Annotated in this window: 13 protein-coding genes and 2 pseudogenes; 10 read left to right on the top strand and 5 right to left on the bottom strand. The window is 56.6% G+C overall.

The features are described from left to right. Positions 1-342: 342 nt before the first annotated feature. Positions 343-2,493, bottom strand: a complete 2,151-nt coding sequence (locus tag D8Y22_RS02655; protein WP_141463183.1) for a type B DNA-directed DNA polymerase — start codon at positions 2,491-2,493, stop codon at positions 343-345. Between the two features lie 189 nt (positions 2,494-2,682). Between D8Y22_RS02655 and D8Y22_RS02650 the strand changes: the two are divergent. The 4 genes and pseudogenes from D8Y22_RS02650 to D8Y22_RS02635 all read left to right on the top strand — a co-directional run. Beyond that, positions 2,683-3,051: pseudogene (locus D8Y22_RS02650) on the top strand (helix-turn-helix domain-containing protein); the annotation flags it as partial. A 63-nt stretch (positions 3,052-3,114) separates the two neighbouring features. Then, on the top strand, positions 3,115-4,572 hold the full coding sequence (tnpC, locus tag D8Y22_RS02645) for an IS66 family transposase (RefSeq protein ID WP_141463181.1): 1,458 nt from the start codon (positions 3,115-3,117) through the stop codon (positions 4,570-4,572). Positions 4,573-4,588: 16 nt separating this feature from the next. Beyond that, complete coding sequence (locus D8Y22_RS02640; RefSeq protein ID WP_217350855.1) at positions 4,589-5,293, top strand: IS630 family transposase; 705 nt, start codon at positions 4,589-4,591, stop codon at positions 5,291-5,293. A gap of 25 nt (positions 5,294-5,318) precedes the next feature. Further along, complete coding sequence (locus D8Y22_RS02635; RefSeq protein WP_141463180.1) at positions 5,319-5,684, top strand: hypothetical protein; 366 nt, start codon at positions 5,319-5,321, stop codon at positions 5,682-5,684. A gap of 151 nt (positions 5,685-5,835) precedes the next feature. Here D8Y22_RS02635 and D8Y22_RS02630 read toward each other — a convergent pair whose 3' ends face one another. After that, on the bottom strand, positions 5,836-6,825 hold the full coding sequence (locus D8Y22_RS02630) for a hypothetical protein (RefSeq protein ID WP_141463179.1): 990 nt from the start codon (positions 6,823-6,825) through the stop codon (positions 5,836-5,838). Positions 6,826-7,136: 311 nt separating this feature from the next. Then, positions 7,137-8,303 carry a hypothetical protein gene (locus D8Y22_RS02625; RefSeq protein ID WP_141463178.1) on the bottom strand — a complete coding sequence of 389 codons (1,167 nt, stop codon included), beginning with the start codon at positions 8,301-8,303 and terminating at the stop codon, positions 7,137-7,139. 391 nt (positions 8,304-8,694) lie between these two features. Here D8Y22_RS02625 and D8Y22_RS02620 point away from each other — a divergent pair, with 391 nt between their 5' ends. From D8Y22_RS02620 to D8Y22_RS02600, 5 genes are all read left to right on the top strand, one after another. Continuing rightward, positions 8,695-8,970 carry a PadR family transcriptional regulator gene (locus tag D8Y22_RS02620; RefSeq protein WP_141463177.1) on the top strand — a complete coding sequence of 92 codons (276 nt, stop codon included), beginning with the start codon at positions 8,695-8,697 and terminating at the stop codon, positions 8,968-8,970. Positions 8,971-9,060: 90 nt separating this feature from the next. Next, positions 9,061-9,375, top strand: a complete 315-nt coding sequence (locus tag D8Y22_RS02615) for a hypothetical protein (RefSeq protein WP_141463176.1) — start codon at positions 9,061-9,063, stop codon at positions 9,373-9,375. Positions 9,376-9,601: 226 nt separating this feature from the next. After that, positions 9,602-10,894, top strand: a complete 1,293-nt coding sequence (locus D8Y22_RS02610; RefSeq protein ID WP_141463175.1) for an RNA-guided endonuclease InsQ/TnpB family protein — start codon at positions 9,602-9,604, stop codon at positions 10,892-10,894. A gap of 145 nt (positions 10,895-11,039) precedes the next feature. Next, positions 11,040-12,146, top strand: coding sequence for a tetratricopeptide repeat protein (locus D8Y22_RS02605; protein ID WP_141463174.1), 1,107 nt, complete (start codon positions 11,040-11,042; stop codon positions 12,144-12,146). Next, positions 12,143-13,036, top strand: coding sequence for a hypothetical protein (locus tag D8Y22_RS02600; protein WP_141463173.1), 894 nt, complete (start codon positions 12,143-12,145; stop codon positions 13,034-13,036). The genes D8Y22_RS02605 and D8Y22_RS02600 overlap by 4 nt, the downstream gene beginning before the upstream one ends. Position 13,037: 1 nt before the next feature. Here the strand turns inward: D8Y22_RS02600 and D8Y22_RS02595 are convergent, their stop codons facing one another. Both D8Y22_RS02595 and D8Y22_RS02590 read right to left on the bottom strand, forming a co-directional pair. Further along, a complete protein-coding gene (locus D8Y22_RS02595) occupies positions 13,038-13,355 on the bottom strand; it encodes a hypothetical protein (protein ID WP_246084338.1) in 318 nt (105 codons plus the stop codon). 108 nt (positions 13,356-13,463) lie between these two features. Continuing rightward, positions 13,464-14,414: a hypothetical protein gene (locus D8Y22_RS02590; RefSeq protein WP_141463172.1), complete on the bottom strand. Its 951-nt coding sequence runs from the start codon at positions 14,412-14,414 to the stop codon at positions 13,464-13,466. A gap of 303 nt (positions 14,415-14,717) precedes the next feature. Here D8Y22_RS02590 and D8Y22_RS02585 point away from each other — a divergent pair. After that, a pseudogene (locus tag D8Y22_RS02585) lies at positions 14,718-15,395 on the top strand (RNA-guided endonuclease TnpB family protein); the annotation flags it as partial. Positions 15,396-15,493 lie beyond the last annotated feature (98 nt).

The raw sequence follows: 15,493 nt of genomic DNA, 5'->3' as shown, positions 1-15,493 counted from the left end.
ACGAGACGGTTGAAAACAAGAGAGATCGTGTAGGAGGTCGAGAAGCGTAATATGGGGCATCCCTGTTCGGTTAGTCGAAGCGTCATTTCTCCTAACCTTCACATCTAAATGGAGTACGGCTGAGGTTGTAACGCACTGCATATAAAACTTTGTCAGACAATATGCATTGCTTACGAGAATATAGATTGCGTCGCTGAGACACTCTCCTTCGTGTTAATGGTCTCATCGCCGGTTTTCGCCATTCTGTTCTCGTCACCCCCTCCCTCCTCTCATGGTTTTACACATCGATGACGGGGGGAGGGAGTGCGACCGTAATTCTCTATTGAACCATTCGTTGCCCGGTCACTGAAAATCGGTTAGCTCTGGCTCACGTGCCCCTGCGAGTTCTTGTTGTATCTCCGTGCGATCCCACCCAAGCGGTGACAGAACACTCTCGACAGCTCTGACGAGTTGCGTCTCGTAGTACGACGCATCGTACGACTCCATCTCTTCGTGAGCCAACGCGACCCGCTCTCGAGAACTCTTCTCGTCGTCGACGACCACGTACTCGATGTCCTGTCCCGGGTGGATGGCGAGGTCCTGGTCGCGAGCCCGCTTCAGCGCCGCCACGTTCTGCGTGTTTTGTGTATATCCTTCCAGTGGCTTGGAGACACGATTCCGTTTGACGAGCTGCTCGACCGGCACCGTCCCAGCGTGGAGGCGCTTGATTGCGTCCTGAAGACAGTCGAGGACGGCGTCCGGAGATCGAGTTGCATCGAGCCGTTCGAGAGAGTCCCGCTGGACGTCCTCGATGAACGGTGGGGTTGAGCGTTGCCGGGCTTCGATACCCCTGATCTTGAAGTCGTCGTCGCCGGCGACCTTCCCGAAGTACTTCGTCAACGTGCCGGCGTCGCTCCCGCGCTGCGGCACGAACGCCACCCAGTCGTAGTGGGCTTCGTGTTCGAGCCGAATCTCGACACGTTCCGTGATCTCCGTCGCGAGCGTCCCGAGGTCCTCGCGGTCCTCGTCGTCGACGTCGGGATCCGGGGTCACCCAGATGGAGTCCACGATGCCGTGGACGACGCGCCAGCCGCCGGCTTCCAGTCGCTGCTTCGCCGTCAGCAGAATCTCACGGGCGAACGCGTTGATTGCTTCATGACACTCGATGCGGCCGAACTTCGCGTTACTGAACCCCTGATATCCGAAGCAGGCGACGAGGATCCATTTCAGCGCTCCCGACCGTCCCTCGAGTTCCGCTAGACGGTCCTCGTCGGGAGTGTCCCGACCCTTCTCGCGACGGATGGCCGCCTTGATCTCGTCGCGAGCGTCGATGATCGGCTGCAGCACGTCGACGAGGTAGCCCCGGTCGTCGCAGATCGAGTATCCGAGGCCAGGGACGTCCTCGCGGTCGCTGTGGCAGTCACACCGGATGACGTCCGGCGAGACGTTCTGGGTACAGATGATGTTCGGATACAACGAGGAGAAGTCGAGTTCGTGGACGTTCTCGTGGAGGCCGACCTCGGGGGCAAAGATGAATCCGCCACGGTCGGCGTCGTGGAGCGTCCCCATCTGCTTGTAGAACTCGTGGCGCCAGGAGTTCCACGGGACGAGGACCCCGCGGTCGTAGGCCTCACAGATCTGGATCGCGGTGAGGACGTTCCCGATCGACGCCCACGCGAGCTCCTGGACGGGCTTTTTCGAACGCGACACGAGGTCGAGGACGCCCTCGAGGTTGGTCTCCCCGTAGAAGAACGTGTTCGACTCGTCGATGATCGCCCGCCCGGGGACGTTGTACCGCGCCGGCGAGTGACCGACGCGGCCGTAGCTCGAGTACGTCGACCGGCTCGCGAGCTGCTGGTAATCGACGTCTGGCCACCGACTCAGCGAGAAGTCGTCGACGCCGGCGTCCGTCGCCATTTCGTACAGGGTCGGGACGATCTCGCTCGTCGAGCAGACCAAGACGTCCGGATCGTGTGCGTCGAGCGCCCCCTGGACGGCGGTCAGGAGATCCGTCGGCGAGCCGGTGACAGTGTCGCCGGCGACGGTCAACTCTCCGTAGACGTCGTTGCTCGTTTCGGTCATCGGAACGCTGAGCCGGAGCGTCGACAGCTCGCTCGCCGGCGTCGGATCGGCACCGGTCTCCAGACAGTACCGGAACTCTCGCGAAAAGTCCACGTTGAAACAGGCGAGATCCCCGACTGGAAAGGCTGACAGCTGGCGTGCCTGCCGGGCGAGTGGGGTGACACGGTCGATGTGGGCGACGTCGACCGCGAGGACTGGTTCCTCGTCCCGTCGAAAGCCCGGCCGTCGCGCAACCATTTCGGTCGTGACGACATCCGGGTGCTGGTCGTACACCGATTGGAGCGTCGTGAGGTCGAGGTCGGCATCAGGGTCGCGAGCGGCGACGTAGAAGCGTGGGGTGTAGTCTTGGCGCTCGGTCGCGACGGCGCCGTCGACGGTTGCCTCCCACTCCAGGACGCGGCCGTCGTCCAGAAAGTCGATGCTAAACGCCATCTAGTGGACCGTCTTGGAAGTTCGTACCCGGTTAGCCTGAAGTCGTTATCTCCTCAGCTGACGTAGAGTGAACAGACCTAACCGAGGAAGAACGTGTCTCCAGGCCCCAACCCAGTTACAATCACGTTGACCGCTCAAGATCGAGCCGATCTTGAAGCGGTCACACGTAAAGCGACCAGCCCTCAACGAGAAGTGTTCCGCGCACGGATCGTCCTCCTCGCTGCTGCTGGTCTCAATAACTCTGAAATCGCACAAAAGCTCCAGTGTACACGGAAAACCGTCCGTAAATGGCGCGGACGCTTCGCCAAGGAATGCCGGGCCGGGCTCATCGATGAGCCCCGGCCCGGCTGTCCTCCCACTTACGGTGACACTGATCGAGCAGTTATCACCGCCCTTGCCTGCGAACTTCCTTCCACACGACAGCTTCCGCTTTCGCGGCTGAGTTCCAGTGACATCCATGCGGAGGCCTCACGGGAGCTTGATCCGTGCCCATCACAGTCCACGATCGCCGCCTGGCTCGCGCAGGCGGCGATCCGACCGTGGACCGTAATTGGATAGCGACCCGCCGTCAGACTGATTTCGTAGCAGTCTCATGAATGGTCTCTCAATGGTGAACCAAGTGTGTCGCGGGGGATTGGCGGATCGCCGGAATCGATAGATTCCGCGATCCGCACTGAGGACAGTACACATCTCCGCCAGCAACTCGTAATTCAAAAGCTTGAGAGCCGTCTTCTCCGTCGTCAAATCGCTGTACAGCAACAGCAGATCGAACAACTCAAGACTCGCCTCAAACGGTACGAAAACCCAAACACACCACCCAGTAAGCAGGGTGGCGCGGCTGGATCACCTGGCAACGATGACAGCGACGAGGAAGAGAACGAAGACCAAGGGGACGACGCTGGCGGCGACGCTGACGCCGCCAGCGACTCCTCTCCAGGACGTGACAAAGGTCACGAGGGAACAACTCGACCGCCTCCGGAACCAGAGGAGACCATTCGAGTCGATCAGGGATATTGCCCAGACTGTGAGCAGACACTCTCTAACCCGGACAGCTACGTCTCACGCACGATTATCGACATACCCCTTCCCATTCCAACGACTGTCACCGAGTACGAACTCGGCAAACACCGCTGTTCCTGTGGAAACGAAGTCGTTGCCGAGCATCCTGACTGCCCGGAAACCGGGCGGTTTGGGCCAAATATCATGGCCCAAACCGCCCTTGGAAGGTTCCATCAGCGCCTTCCGAACCGCAAGCAGGCGGAGCTGTTTGAGTGGGAACTCGATATTCCCCTCTCCCATCGGACGATCTACAACCTGACCAAGCGGGTCGCAGACCGGCTGCGACCCGCGTATGAAGACGTCAAAGCCCGTATCCGGGAGAGTGACGTCGTTTACTGCGATGAAACAGGATTCCCAGTTGATGGGGAACAGCACTGGGTGTGGACGTTCGTAACTGACGAGGAAGTGCTGTTCTGGGTTGACGAGAGTCGTGGAAGCCAGGTGTTAGAGGACGTCCTCGGCGAGGAATTCGCCGAGGACTCGACGCTCAGCTGTGACGGCTGGTCGGCGTACCGGAGCTACCACACGAAACTCCAGCGATGCTGGGCGCATCTGTTGCGGGAGGCGGAGTACGTTGCTGAGCGGTATGAGGAAGCAGAGTGGCTTTCTGCGGAGTTGCACGATCTCCACGACGATTTAACGGCGTTCGACGAAAGAGACCCATCCGCCTCCGCCCGCGAACAGATGCGGGCGGAGGCGTCGTTACACCTGGAAGGGCTGATCAGGGAGGAGTATGAGTCACAGGAGGTTCAGAAGCTGATCGAGAAGATCAGGAACGGGTTAGGCCACTGGCTGACGTTCGTCACAGAGCCAGACGTCGATTCGACGAATAATCGCGCAGAGCGCGCTCTGCGCGAGCAAGTTGTGCTGCGGAAGATGTTCCGGACCCTCCGCTCAACCGAAGGGGTCCAGATTCACGAGACGATCACAACCATGTTAGCGACGTGGAAACGGCGAGGACTTGATCCACCTGAACAGCTCCAGTCCATCCTCGGTGGGAAAGAACTCAGATCAGGATGAGAGGTATCACTAACCGGTGAATCCTGGTCACGCTATCCAACTACCGTGGACCTACACCTCCTGGGTGACTCCGAGAGATCCACACTTCGAACAGAAAGCCCCTCCTGTGTTGGATTTATACAACGGACTGTGTGACGGTGAGGACCTCACCGAGCGTGACGTCGTCATTTGTGCCGACGAGAAGACAGGCATTCAAGCGCGGTCCCGGCGACGGACGCCGCCGGGACCGCACACCCGGACTCACGTCGAACATCAGTACGAGCGCCACGGAACCTGTACTTATCAAGCAGCTCTACTCGTTGGAACTGGAGAAATTGTGGGTCAGTGTGTTGATCGCAATACGCGGGCGAATTTTGAAACCCTCGTCGAGACGGTGATGGCACACCCGATCTGCCGAGCGGCAGATCGCGTGTTCTGGATCACCGATAACGGGAGTGCCCATCATCCGAATACGTTCACATGGTGGCTGAAACAGCAGTACCGCAACGTCGAAGGGTTGCATCTTCCAACCGGCGCATCGTGGCTGAATCAGATCGAGCTGTATTTCTCTGTACTGAGTCGGAAAGCTCTCGCTGGCGAGAGCTTTGCCTCGGTCAGTTCACTTCGTGATCGCATCGATGGTTTCGAAAATCGGTGGAATCGTGCTCCAACACCGATCAAGTGGTCCTACACGAGTGAGCAACTGACTCTGTTGTTGGAAGATCACCCAGCGATAGCGTAAATCTCGCTGGAGTCGTCTAGACCGTATGGCTTCGATCCCCAAGTCCGTTCGTCGAACCCTCCAAGACCGGATTGAGAAACACGCGCGCACCGCGTGGAGCGAGCGGTGCGCGCGTGTGCAGGTTCGCTTCCGTAGTGAATACGCATACATCGATGCGTTCGAGAGCGATCCATGGGTGATGCCTGATGCGAGCGAGGAGGAGAAAGAACGCATCCGACAGACTCCGACGAAATTGTGCCGATTAACCTGGACCGGCGATCCGGACTCGTGGGTATTTGCGTTCTACAAGTATAGTGACGAGCGATACGAGCCGTCGATTACGCTCGACGGCTCGTTCACTGGCTCACCTGAATCGTGCTTTGACACCGCTGCGCAGGCCTATCTTCGATAGGATGCCCAACTGGGTACGAATTAACTGGAGGCTCTACTAGCAGGAACGCAATCCCCTGCTCATCAAGGTGGTAAGTCCCGTCCTTGTACTGTTGGGAGACCGCCTTGACGATCCCTTCGGCATCGAGATTAATGCGGACCACACCTGACCCCTAAGGTTCGGTGGGCACGCCCAGAGCGTCCATCAGCTCCGTTTCGATGCGTTGTTCGACACCGCCGGAGTCCCGAATGAGGAAGGGGGTTTCCTGATTGGGTTGGTAGTTAGAGGTGAGCCCGGCCTTGTGAAACGCATCAACCTCCTCAGCCAATTGATCTTCCGTGGCGAAGTCCAGCCTATCTATGAGTTCCTCTCGCGTCGATAGGTCACCATGGGTGTAGTCCAACAACGTCTGATAGACCTCAACGGTTGCCATCATCGCGGATGTATCTGGATCGACCCTGGTCTGGAGATAGTCCCTGAACTCCGGCGCCACGACAGTCCGCTGGATATCTGTCCCGTATTGGACTGCCAGATTTAGGTCTTTGAGTTCCGAGATGAACTTACGATACGCTGTTAACAGTTCGTCGATGTCCCATAGTGGAGGCACTGCCGCTCCGGCGAGAGTCGCCCCCCGGTCAGTGAAGTGGCCGGAATCGGTCTTCTCGAACCCGAACTGAATGATGACTCCGAGGAACACCTCGTCGTAACCGTCGAGGAGCTGATGGAGTTCGCCCTCGTGTTGGTCCATATGGTTCCGCACCAGCTCGGACGCAACTTCGGCACCTCTGGATGTCGTCCGATAGCCGTAATCGTATTTTCCAGTGTAGTGTTCCTCCGAAACGAGGTCGAGTCGGATGAGGGCATCAATCTCGTCTTCGTAGTTTGCATCCGCGAACGCATGGGGAACTCCGATTGATTCGGGTTTCTCCTCACCAATATAGACGTACTGGAGGGCATCAAGAACCATCTGAGCTTCGGCTGTTGAGTAACTATAGGTAGATCGGAGCTTTCGTTCGAGTTCAGCTGGCGTCTGGAGTGTGTCCGGCACCAGACCGAATTCATCGGCCATCTCTTCAATGATGTCTTGGAATGACTCGTCTTTGTCCCGATACTCGTCGATGGCGTCATACAGTTCATCCGAAATGCGGACAGTCTGTGACATTGTTACATCTACTGTAACAGTGTTACTCAACTCACTTAAAATTAGGGCACAAACAACGTTCACCACTCCAGAACGCTGGAACATCAGACGACACCACCAGCAGTCGCTGATTGGAACGTTAGGTAAACTGGCCTTTCAGCTCGACTGTTAATATTGGAAATATGATTGTTTCTGTTCTCCTTCTGTACCATCGGTCAAGCAATACGGCGCATTCGCTCGCTGCTGCACTCGTGCTTTATATTCATCACAGCATATCTGGCAGTCTCTGAAGAGGACTGGCGGAAAACTATGTACTAATTTGCTAATCCCTATCAAAGGTTTTCAACACCGACTGTAACCCAGATCAGCGTGTGGACGTCAAGCATCGATGCTTCAGTATCGATACGGGGATCCTCGTCGAACATCCCATTCAGTCGCCGAACGATTCGCTGACTCGCCTCGTTGAGCACCCAGTATTGTTTTGGCTCGAAGCCGGTCGAAACGTTGTAATCGCTATACTCCTCGAAGAACGAGCTGAATTTGCCGTACTTGTACATCACGTACTCTGTTGGATATGTGAGCATGAGAAACATCGTAGCTAGACTGAGCAACGGCCCTGGTGAGGTTTCTAATGGTGCGTAGAAATCGTTGAAGCGGGCCAGCCGATCAGTCAATGGCTTGTTCTCGTCAAAGAGCATTGAGAGGACTTCTGCTGCATCGTGCGGGTGTTCGAGAGATCGATTTTTGAAATCGTTCCAGAGAATTCCCCCAGACCGTCCGCCGAGCAAGTACGTTGGGACAGTACTCGATAATTCGACGTCTGGGGCGTTCTTGAACTGCTTCAGGAAGGACTCGAGCTCGTCACCACTGAGATCTGTGATCTCGTACTCCGTTCGGACGTTGGTTCGGATGTGGTCAGCATGGGTCCACTTCCAGGACTCCCAGTAGTCTCCCCACAAGCCGGTCTCACCTTTTTCGAATCCGCCTCCTGCCTTGGATTCAGTGTACTTCTCCAACAGGGGAGCAAGATCTCTGAATACGATTTTGCCTGCATGGCCCTCAGCCTCCCAGCCGACCACCTTCGGATACTCCGGGTCGACTGGGAGCGCTGAATGGATGTCGTATTGATTCTCAGTTCCAGCCATTACGAGAAACTGCTCGAGTTCGAAATACCACGGGACTTCGTGGTCCGTTGCTGCTGTGGCGTGACCGACGATCGAATCGTAAGCGTCTGCGAACCGCTCGAATCCCCGTCTGTTCTGATAGTCTGCTGGTTTGTTGAATCCGAGTGAGTCTAGCCCAGACATTACCTGACTGTTCAGGATTGGGCGGTTGGCTGGATCCATGTGCCCGTAGAGTTCCCAGATCGCGCTTGTGGCTACAATATCGTCCTCCCAACTGGGATCGTATTCCTCGGCTGTCTGCATTCGTTCGAATCGAGCGGCCAAGTCGTCCAAGGTGCCTGGCCAGGTATTGAGAACGAGTGCTGATCCGCCCATCACGGCATCTCGCAGGACGTCGTGTGACCACAGTTCTTCGAAGGGGTCTCGGATGGCGACTCGAGGAACGATTCCAGTTGATCGCGTACTCTTTCGTTTCGATTTTCCGGCCCGAAATCGTGAAATTCGCTCTGAGGCGTGGTTGCGGCATATGTGCCCCATGCTTCGAGAAGTTCCTGTCGTCGTGGTCCTAAATCCGCTTGAGTCACACCCTCATTGTTGCTCCTTCTCTAAATAATCTCTCTGGCTGATACGACACTCTCAACTGCCTGTGAGTACTGACACTTAGTACAGACAAGATATTAACCCAAACAAGACGTTCACAAGATCTATACATCCAATTGTATTCGGAAAAGAAGTCAAATGCAGGATCGTTGAAGACTCGTGTAGGATGGACGACCTCACTGGATTCCAGCGCGACCTGTTGTACGTCATCGCAGGTGCCGATCAGCCGTCGGGACAGGACGTCAAGGAGGAGATCGAGACATACTACAGCGCCGAAATCAATCACGGACGACTGTACCCAAATCTCGACACCCTAGTCAACAAAGAACTGGTCGAGAAAGGGCAACTCGACCGTCGCACCAACTACTACGCTATCACCGAGTCGGGAGAGGGAACTATCGAGAACAGACGAGAATGGGAACGGGAGTACGTAGACATCTGAGAGACCATATTTTCGATCGTTGTTCCTTCACTAATTCCAACGATTCCATCGAAAAGAAGGCTTATAACGGCAGGATTAGCTCGTCAAAGTATGTCTGCTGAGGCTGACGAGACGCTGCCACATCTCGTGACCATCGTCGGTAGCGGCGTCCCATCGAACTACGAAATCACTGTCGACGGCGAGATCGAACTGGTCGGTGCCGATCCGCTCGAGGAGGCAACTGTCGTGACAAACCACTCCGCTGAAGGTGCGGTAGAGACCGGTGTGATGCGATTTCGGTTCTCTGGAGAGATGGCGAATATCCATGTCGTTGATTGGAATGGCATCCCGGCTTCTGATTCTCCGAGACCACCAGCAGTCCACGTCGATTACAGTGGTGCTCGGACGGCCCCCAATTGTGTCTAGGGCTCGGGAACGTACTGACTCACACTCCTGTCGCTGGTAGCTGTCGTGTGGATGGCTCAATCTGGTGTCTGGGGGAGGTCACAGCGGTAACAGCGCGGAAGCCCACCGGCTTTAGCCGTGGGAGGAAGCGCGTACGCTCCGCGAAGCAATCCACCGAACACAGCATTGCCGACTCCCTAACGTTGCGGAAAAATACTAATAAAGAGTAGATATTACTGTGACGCACATGGCGTGGGAGGTGACTCGAACGGTTCGTGTCCGTCTCGACGTGCCTGACGACCGCAAGAGTGACCTCCACGCCACCAACGACAAATTCCAGTACTGCGCGAACCGCACCGCAGACTGGGCGTGGCGTTACCCTGACGAGGACTGCGTAACCAGCAAGAGCGAAGCCGAAGCCGCCATCTACGACGACCTTCGTGAAGAAGCAGACTACCTGCATGCGAACCTCGTCCAGAAGGCGATCAAACGCGCCACCGACGACATCGACAACTGCGTTGATCGGCTTGCTGACGGCGAGACCACCAGCAAGCCAGGGTACGACACGTTCAGCATCGTCTACGATAAGCGAGCCGCCACCTACTACCGTGACAAAGTGAGCCTCGCCACCGTCAACGGCAGAGTCGAATGCGAATACGACCTACCTGACGACCCAGACGGCGCACCACACGGCGAATACCTGCTGAACGACGACTACTCGTTTTCGACCAGCACCGTCCACTATGACAGCGAAGCCGACAAGTTCTACCTGCACGCAGTGATGGAACGAGAACTCGACGTTGAACGTCCTGAGAAAGCCGAGCATTCGAACGTGCTTGGCGTGGACTGTAACGTTGATGACCACATTGCCGTGACCTCGACAGGTGCATTCGTCGGCAACGCTGACTATCTTAACCACCAGCGCCGCGAGTTCGAAAAACGGCGTGCCAGCCTCCAACAGACTGGAACGCGGAGCGTACATCTAACCTTCCAGCGCATTGGCGACAGGTTCGGTCGCTGGAGTAGAGACTACCTCCATCGGTGTTCCAAAGAGATCCTCGCGGAAGCCAAGCGCCACGGCTGTACGCACATCGCCTTCGAGGACCTGGAGCAGATTCGAGAGCGTATCAGCGACGGCAAGAAGTTCCAACAGTGGGCGTTCCGCGAACTGCAAGAACAGACCGAACACAAGGCAGAACTGGCTGGTATCGTGGTCGAAACAGTCGAACCATCCTACACCAGCCAACAATGCTCGAAGTGTGGCTGTACGCTCGACGAGAATCGTGACGGCCAGCACTTCCAGTGTCTCGACTGTTCGTACTCGGCGAACGCCGACTACAACGCAGCGAAAAACGTCGCCCGAAAACTCGCACTCAAACTCCAGCGGGGGCAGAAGTCCCCCGCTGGAGGGGCGTTCTGTCAGTACGCCCTGAAGTCGGGGACGATGACCGTGAACGCTACTGACGTGGCGTCCGACGCCTACGTGTCGGCAGAACGGGAGTCCACCGACAAGCCAACGGCTTCAGCCGTTGGTAGCTGACTCCGGTGTTGTCCTACTTCGACGAGTTCGGTCTGAAAGATTGGAGGAAGTGTAAGTGCTGTTAACACGCATTCTCTGGACGCTTCGTCACCGATTTCCTGTTGACACCTGTTGTTTTTTCCACCCGCGTGCGTAGCCCCAGCTAATGAGCGACTGTCGCTACTGTGAGCAAACTTTCGAGGAGGAGACTGCGCTTCGAGAGCATCTCTACGAGTCCCACGAACGTGACGAACTGAGCCGAATCGACCGAAAGCGTGTTGAGCAATACGTCGACGAACACGGCGTAGATGAGAGCAATAACGACGCAGACACGGACACCAATCAATCCATCCAGCGTGAACAACGAACAGTCAATACATCAGACGGTACCTATCCTGCTGATGCATGGGAGCTCAGTGATGTCGAAGCACTCTCGACGGACGAGATCGTCGCGAAGCTCGAGGATCACGGCATTGCAACAAACGAGGCCTCGTTTCGGAACCGAGCAGAAGACTTCGAGTCGGCGACAACACTTTCTGAGCAGTGGGAAGCCGAATACGAGGTTGATGCTACGGGCTACGATCAGGACTTTATTTGGATGGCGGCACAGGAACTCTGGGACCGTTGGGCACCCGAGGTTCCGAATAAAGAACGGATCTACGATTTCGTACAGGAGGGTCGCGACCTCCGGGAGAAGGGAAACCGCGCTGAGGCCTGTGATCAATGGCTAACTGCCTGGGAGTACATCCTCGCCGTCATACCCGACGACAGTACGACCATCGAAGAAGCAGACCGAACATTACCGACGTTTCTCTCGCTCGAGGCGTTCATTCGAACGCTCGACAGCGATCTTGCCACCGTCGCTCAGGACGATCCAGCATATCACGAGCATCGACTCGAGTTCTGTCGAGAGGTCTGCGAGCAGTTTCCGGACGCAGACGACGAGCTCCTGCTCGACTTTCGCCACTTCGTCGCCGATTCGCTCGCGGAACTAGGTAGAACCACAGACAGCAGGGCCGAGTTCGAGGCGCTCATCGAGGAGTACCCCGAGGATCCCTGGGCGTACAAGAAACTCGCGGATAGCTACTGGCTCGATGAGCCCGACGAGCTATCGATGGAAGAGTTGGAGCGTACTGCGGAACTGTACCGAGCAGCGCTGGAGGTTGAGGGTCCTCTCGAAGGAGCGTCGATGGTAGCCGACTGTCTCGAGGACGTCGAAAACCGACTGACTGACGCGAGGGCGTCCGACGAACGGGGGACTGAAGAGCCATGAAGCTTCGATACTATGCTGACGCACCAAACTACGACGATCACGAGCAGATAATCGACCTCCTGTACACGATTTCCGACAAGTACGGCATCACAGTCGAGATCGAGCGGGTGAACAATCGGTATGGGTCGATCCAGGTCTTCCCGGGAGGCATACGCGAGAATTCGCCGGAAGACGTCTACGACCGGGATTTCCACTACAACCGGACGCTCGGCTCGAATATCGACGAATCGCCGTCACAGGCATTCAAAGCCAGTGGTCGACACGTCAACATCGATGGGTACGTTGGCATCATCGACGACGGACTCGTCTGGGCGACGACCCATCGTGGTGATCCAATCGGCTATGGGCCGGACGTCGACGCTACGGATACCACGCTCGGATTTCTCGATCAGGTCGCCAATCACGGGCTGGAAGCGATTGAGGAAAAGTACATGGATGAAGACGAACGTGAGCGAACCGTCATCGAGCAGTTCCTTGCAGCAGATGTCGTTGACGGCACTGTTCATCGAGATGTTGTTGTCGGGACATCGCAACTTCCCGACTCGCCTGCGCATGGAGTGGACAGTTCAGTCGGCGAGATAGTTACCCGGACGGTCGATGCCATCATCGAGACGGACGAGAGTGACTGGATCGTTCAAACGGCGAAAACGTTCGAGGCATCGGCGTTCGACACCGTTCTCGGGCAGGTTCTTGTTCGCGACCGACTCTACCGTCTCGATACAGGCACGCATACGGACACGACTCTTGCGATCGTATTCAATACGGTCCCCTGGGAACTGGATATCGACGGTGTTCCGGCGACTGTAGATCAGTTGACCGCGATATCAGACGGACCAGACGTTCGAGTGTTTGCCGGTCGTGATGGGGAGTTCAAGGAGGTTACCGAGTGAGTCAAAACCCTGCCTTCTCGAGTTCGTCGAGGAATGCTGGCCGATTCGAATGTTCCTCCTTCAGGAACTCGACGAACTCTTCGAGCCGGGTGTCAGAAACCAATTCCTGCATCGACTCCAAGTGATCTGCAATTTCCCGGTAATGACGACGCCCAGTATCACCGGCTGCAAACGGAATCAGCTGTTCGCGGTACATCTCGAAATACTCGATCGGATCGACTGTTGCGACCGGATCCTGATAGCGACGAATCCACAATAGATTCTCGGCTTCCTTCAGTTCGAAAAATGCCTTCTCAAGATCCATCTCGTGGACGTACATAGAGATCAGCCGTTGTCGGTCACGCTGGTCGAGTGTACGCTCGAACTCCCCGTATATCGACGCCCATTCGCGATCGGTACAGGTCTCCTTTAGCTCGTCGTAGGCGTCTCACTCGGAGTGATCAAGAAATAGTTGCTTCAACAGCGTCTTGTATCTGTCCGCCTCCCGATCTCGGTAGAGATCGACGGCGAGCCAGCGCAGGTCAGTCGTTGAACGGAATGTGTCAATTCCGTGTTCGACGATCTCGAGTGCACGCTCTTCGTCGTCTTGTTCGATCAGCCGCTCGGCGTATGCCTTACAGAACCGCTTGTCTTCGAGATAGATCTCTTCGTACAGCGTATCCAGAACATCTTCCTCGCCAAGTTCCTCCAGCACGTACACGTACGTCGAGAGGACACGGCGTTTCTGGAACTTCGAGGCAAGGTCTGACTCGGAAGCGTTGGATTCCAGCGATTTGATCTCTGCAGTGTGCCGTTCGACGGTTGTTGGAGCGTCCACGCGAAGCTCGTCAAACGCATCGCCGACGAAGTATCCGATCTCTAGTGGTCCGACCGCTAAATGCTCGACATCAAGCGTTCCGCCAGTAAAGTCGTCCGTAGAGAGCGGTCCGGTCGCGAAATCCGAAGTATAGAGGACATCGTCGGTCCGCTCGTTTTCGACAGTTGCGTCTGTCTCGTCTTCCGACTGCGCGTTCGAATCGGCTGTCGATTCGCTTGATGAGATGTTTTCTTGGACCTCGTCCTGAGTCGTCTCCGTCGAAGAACCGACTGATGTTTCGAGGGCCTCTGGCTCGAGGTCGACACCTGAAACGTGTGCATCCAACAGCTCGAGCCAGTATTCGAGATCCGCCCTCGTCGTACAGATTGTCCGTAATGCCTCGTCGTAGTCCTCGCTGGCAAAGTCGTAGTCTGCCACGATGAATTCCTTGAAGAGATATTCGATGTGGGGTTGCTTTGCTGCGTGTTCACAGTCTTGTTCGACGATCGTCTCGGCGTATCCCTCGATGGCACGGCTCAATTCGCGACCGTAGTGCCCGCTACTGTCGTCAATCCGATTCATGTTTTCGCGGATTGTCTCCGCCAGCGCACGGTAGATCTCGGTCGCTGTGCCAATGTTTCCACGGCCTCGGTGCATTTCCGCCAGGTCGTGATAGGGATACGAGCGTATACCCCCGCCTTCCCGTGAGTGACGAGTGTTCCGACGCTCTGTCGGAACCGAGGAGCGAACAGGCGGGGGTTAAGCGGACACCATAGTGTGACAACCCACCGTTCTATTGCAGTGCCGGATTTCCCACGGTTTCACTTCCACTTCGAATGGCCGAGCTATATATCAATCACAACTGAAAGGAATCGTACGGCGACGATGGGTAAACTCACGAAAACGCTCGAACTGAAGCTTGTGGACCCGAACGCCCACAAGCGACAGAAGCTTCGTGAGACACAGGAAGGTTATGAGCAGGCACTTCAAGCCGCCTTCGCCGCTGGCTGTGACACACAGTCAGCGGCCAACGACGTAGTTGTCGAGTACGACCTGAGCGGCTACGCAAAAAACGCCCTCAAAAAGTACGTCCCACAACTCTGTGGGAACAGCTACGACGCCAACGAGCTTCACGACGACCACCCCGTTCGGTTCACCAACGAGGGACTGCAACTCGACCATCAGCCACAGAACGCTATCGAGTGGTACGTCAAAATTCCCCACCACGAGGATTACCACCTCTGGATTCCGGCACGGGCCAATCCCGACCAGCGGGAGTGGCTCGAAGCGGTGTACGCAGACGACGCCGAGATGGGTGAAAGTCGGCTCCTCGAGCGGGACGGAACGTGGTATCTCCACCTCACCGCTACCCGCGACGTGGAGGACGAATCTGAGGCGTCCGCCGACGAGCGGACGCCGCCAGACGAGTCTGGCGAGCCCTGTCTCGCTGGACTCGACAGGACGCCGATAGGCGTGGACATTGGAGAAGCGAGTCTCGTCACGGTGTGTCACCGCGACGAGAGCGGTTCTCCGGTTCGCCCCCGACTGTGGGCCGACGACGGCAATTAGTGGTTCACAGAAGATTTAGGTATGCTTTGAGTTGGTAGGGTAATGGCGGGACAGGAAAAAGAGATCGTCCGTCACCTCAGTGAGGACGATCT

This window comes from Salinadaptatus halalkaliphilus, from assembly GCF_006543045.1.
In the GTDB taxonomy this organism is placed as follows: Archaea; Halobacteriota; Halobacteria; order Halobacteriales; family Natrialbaceae; genus Salinadaptatus; species Salinadaptatus halalkaliphilus.
The sequence above is the reverse complement of the archived record's forward strand: the minus strand, read 5'-3'. Positions and strand labels throughout refer to the sequence as shown.

Excerpts from the sequence above, each read along its gene's own strand:
- D8Y22_RS02630 (WP_141463179.1), bottom strand. The coding sequence starts at position 6,825 with ATGTCACAGACTGTCCGCATTTCGGATGAACTGTATGACGCCATCGAC.
- D8Y22_RS02620 (WP_141463177.1), top strand. The coding sequence starts at position 8,695 with ATGGACGACCTCACTGGATTCCAGCGCGACCTGTTGTACGTCATCGCA.
- D8Y22_RS02610 (WP_141463175.1), top strand. The coding sequence starts at position 9,602 with ATGGCGTGGGAGGTGACTCGAACGGTTCGTGTCCGTCTCGACGTGCCT.
- D8Y22_RS02625 (WP_141463178.1), bottom strand. The coding sequence starts at position 8,303 with ATGGGCGGATCAGCACTCGTTCTCAATACCTGGCCAGGCACCTTGGAC.
- D8Y22_RS02655 (WP_141463183.1), bottom strand. The coding sequence starts at position 2,493 with ATGGCGTTTAGCATCGACTTTCTGGACGACGGCCGCGTCCTGGAGTGG.
- D8Y22_RS02595 (WP_246084338.1), bottom strand. The coding sequence starts at position 13,355 with ATGTACGTCCACGAGATGGATCTTGAGAAGGCATTTTTCGAACTGAAG.
- D8Y22_RS02615 (WP_141463176.1), top strand. The coding sequence starts at position 9,061 with ATGTCTGCTGAGGCTGACGAGACGCTGCCACATCTCGTGACCATCGTC.
- D8Y22_RS02635 (WP_141463180.1), top strand. The coding sequence starts at position 5,319 with ATGGCTTCGATCCCCAAGTCCGTTCGTCGAACCCTCCAAGACCGGATT.
- D8Y22_RS02590 (WP_141463172.1), bottom strand. The coding sequence starts at position 14,414 with ATGAATCGGATTGACGACAGTAGCGGGCACTACGGTCGCGAATTGAGC.
- D8Y22_RS02600 (WP_141463173.1), top strand. The coding sequence starts at position 12,143 with ATGAAGCTTCGATACTATGCTGACGCACCAAACTACGACGATCACGAG.
- D8Y22_RS02605 (WP_141463174.1), top strand. The coding sequence starts at position 11,040 with ATGAGCGACTGTCGCTACTGTGAGCAAACTTTCGAGGAGGAGACTGCG.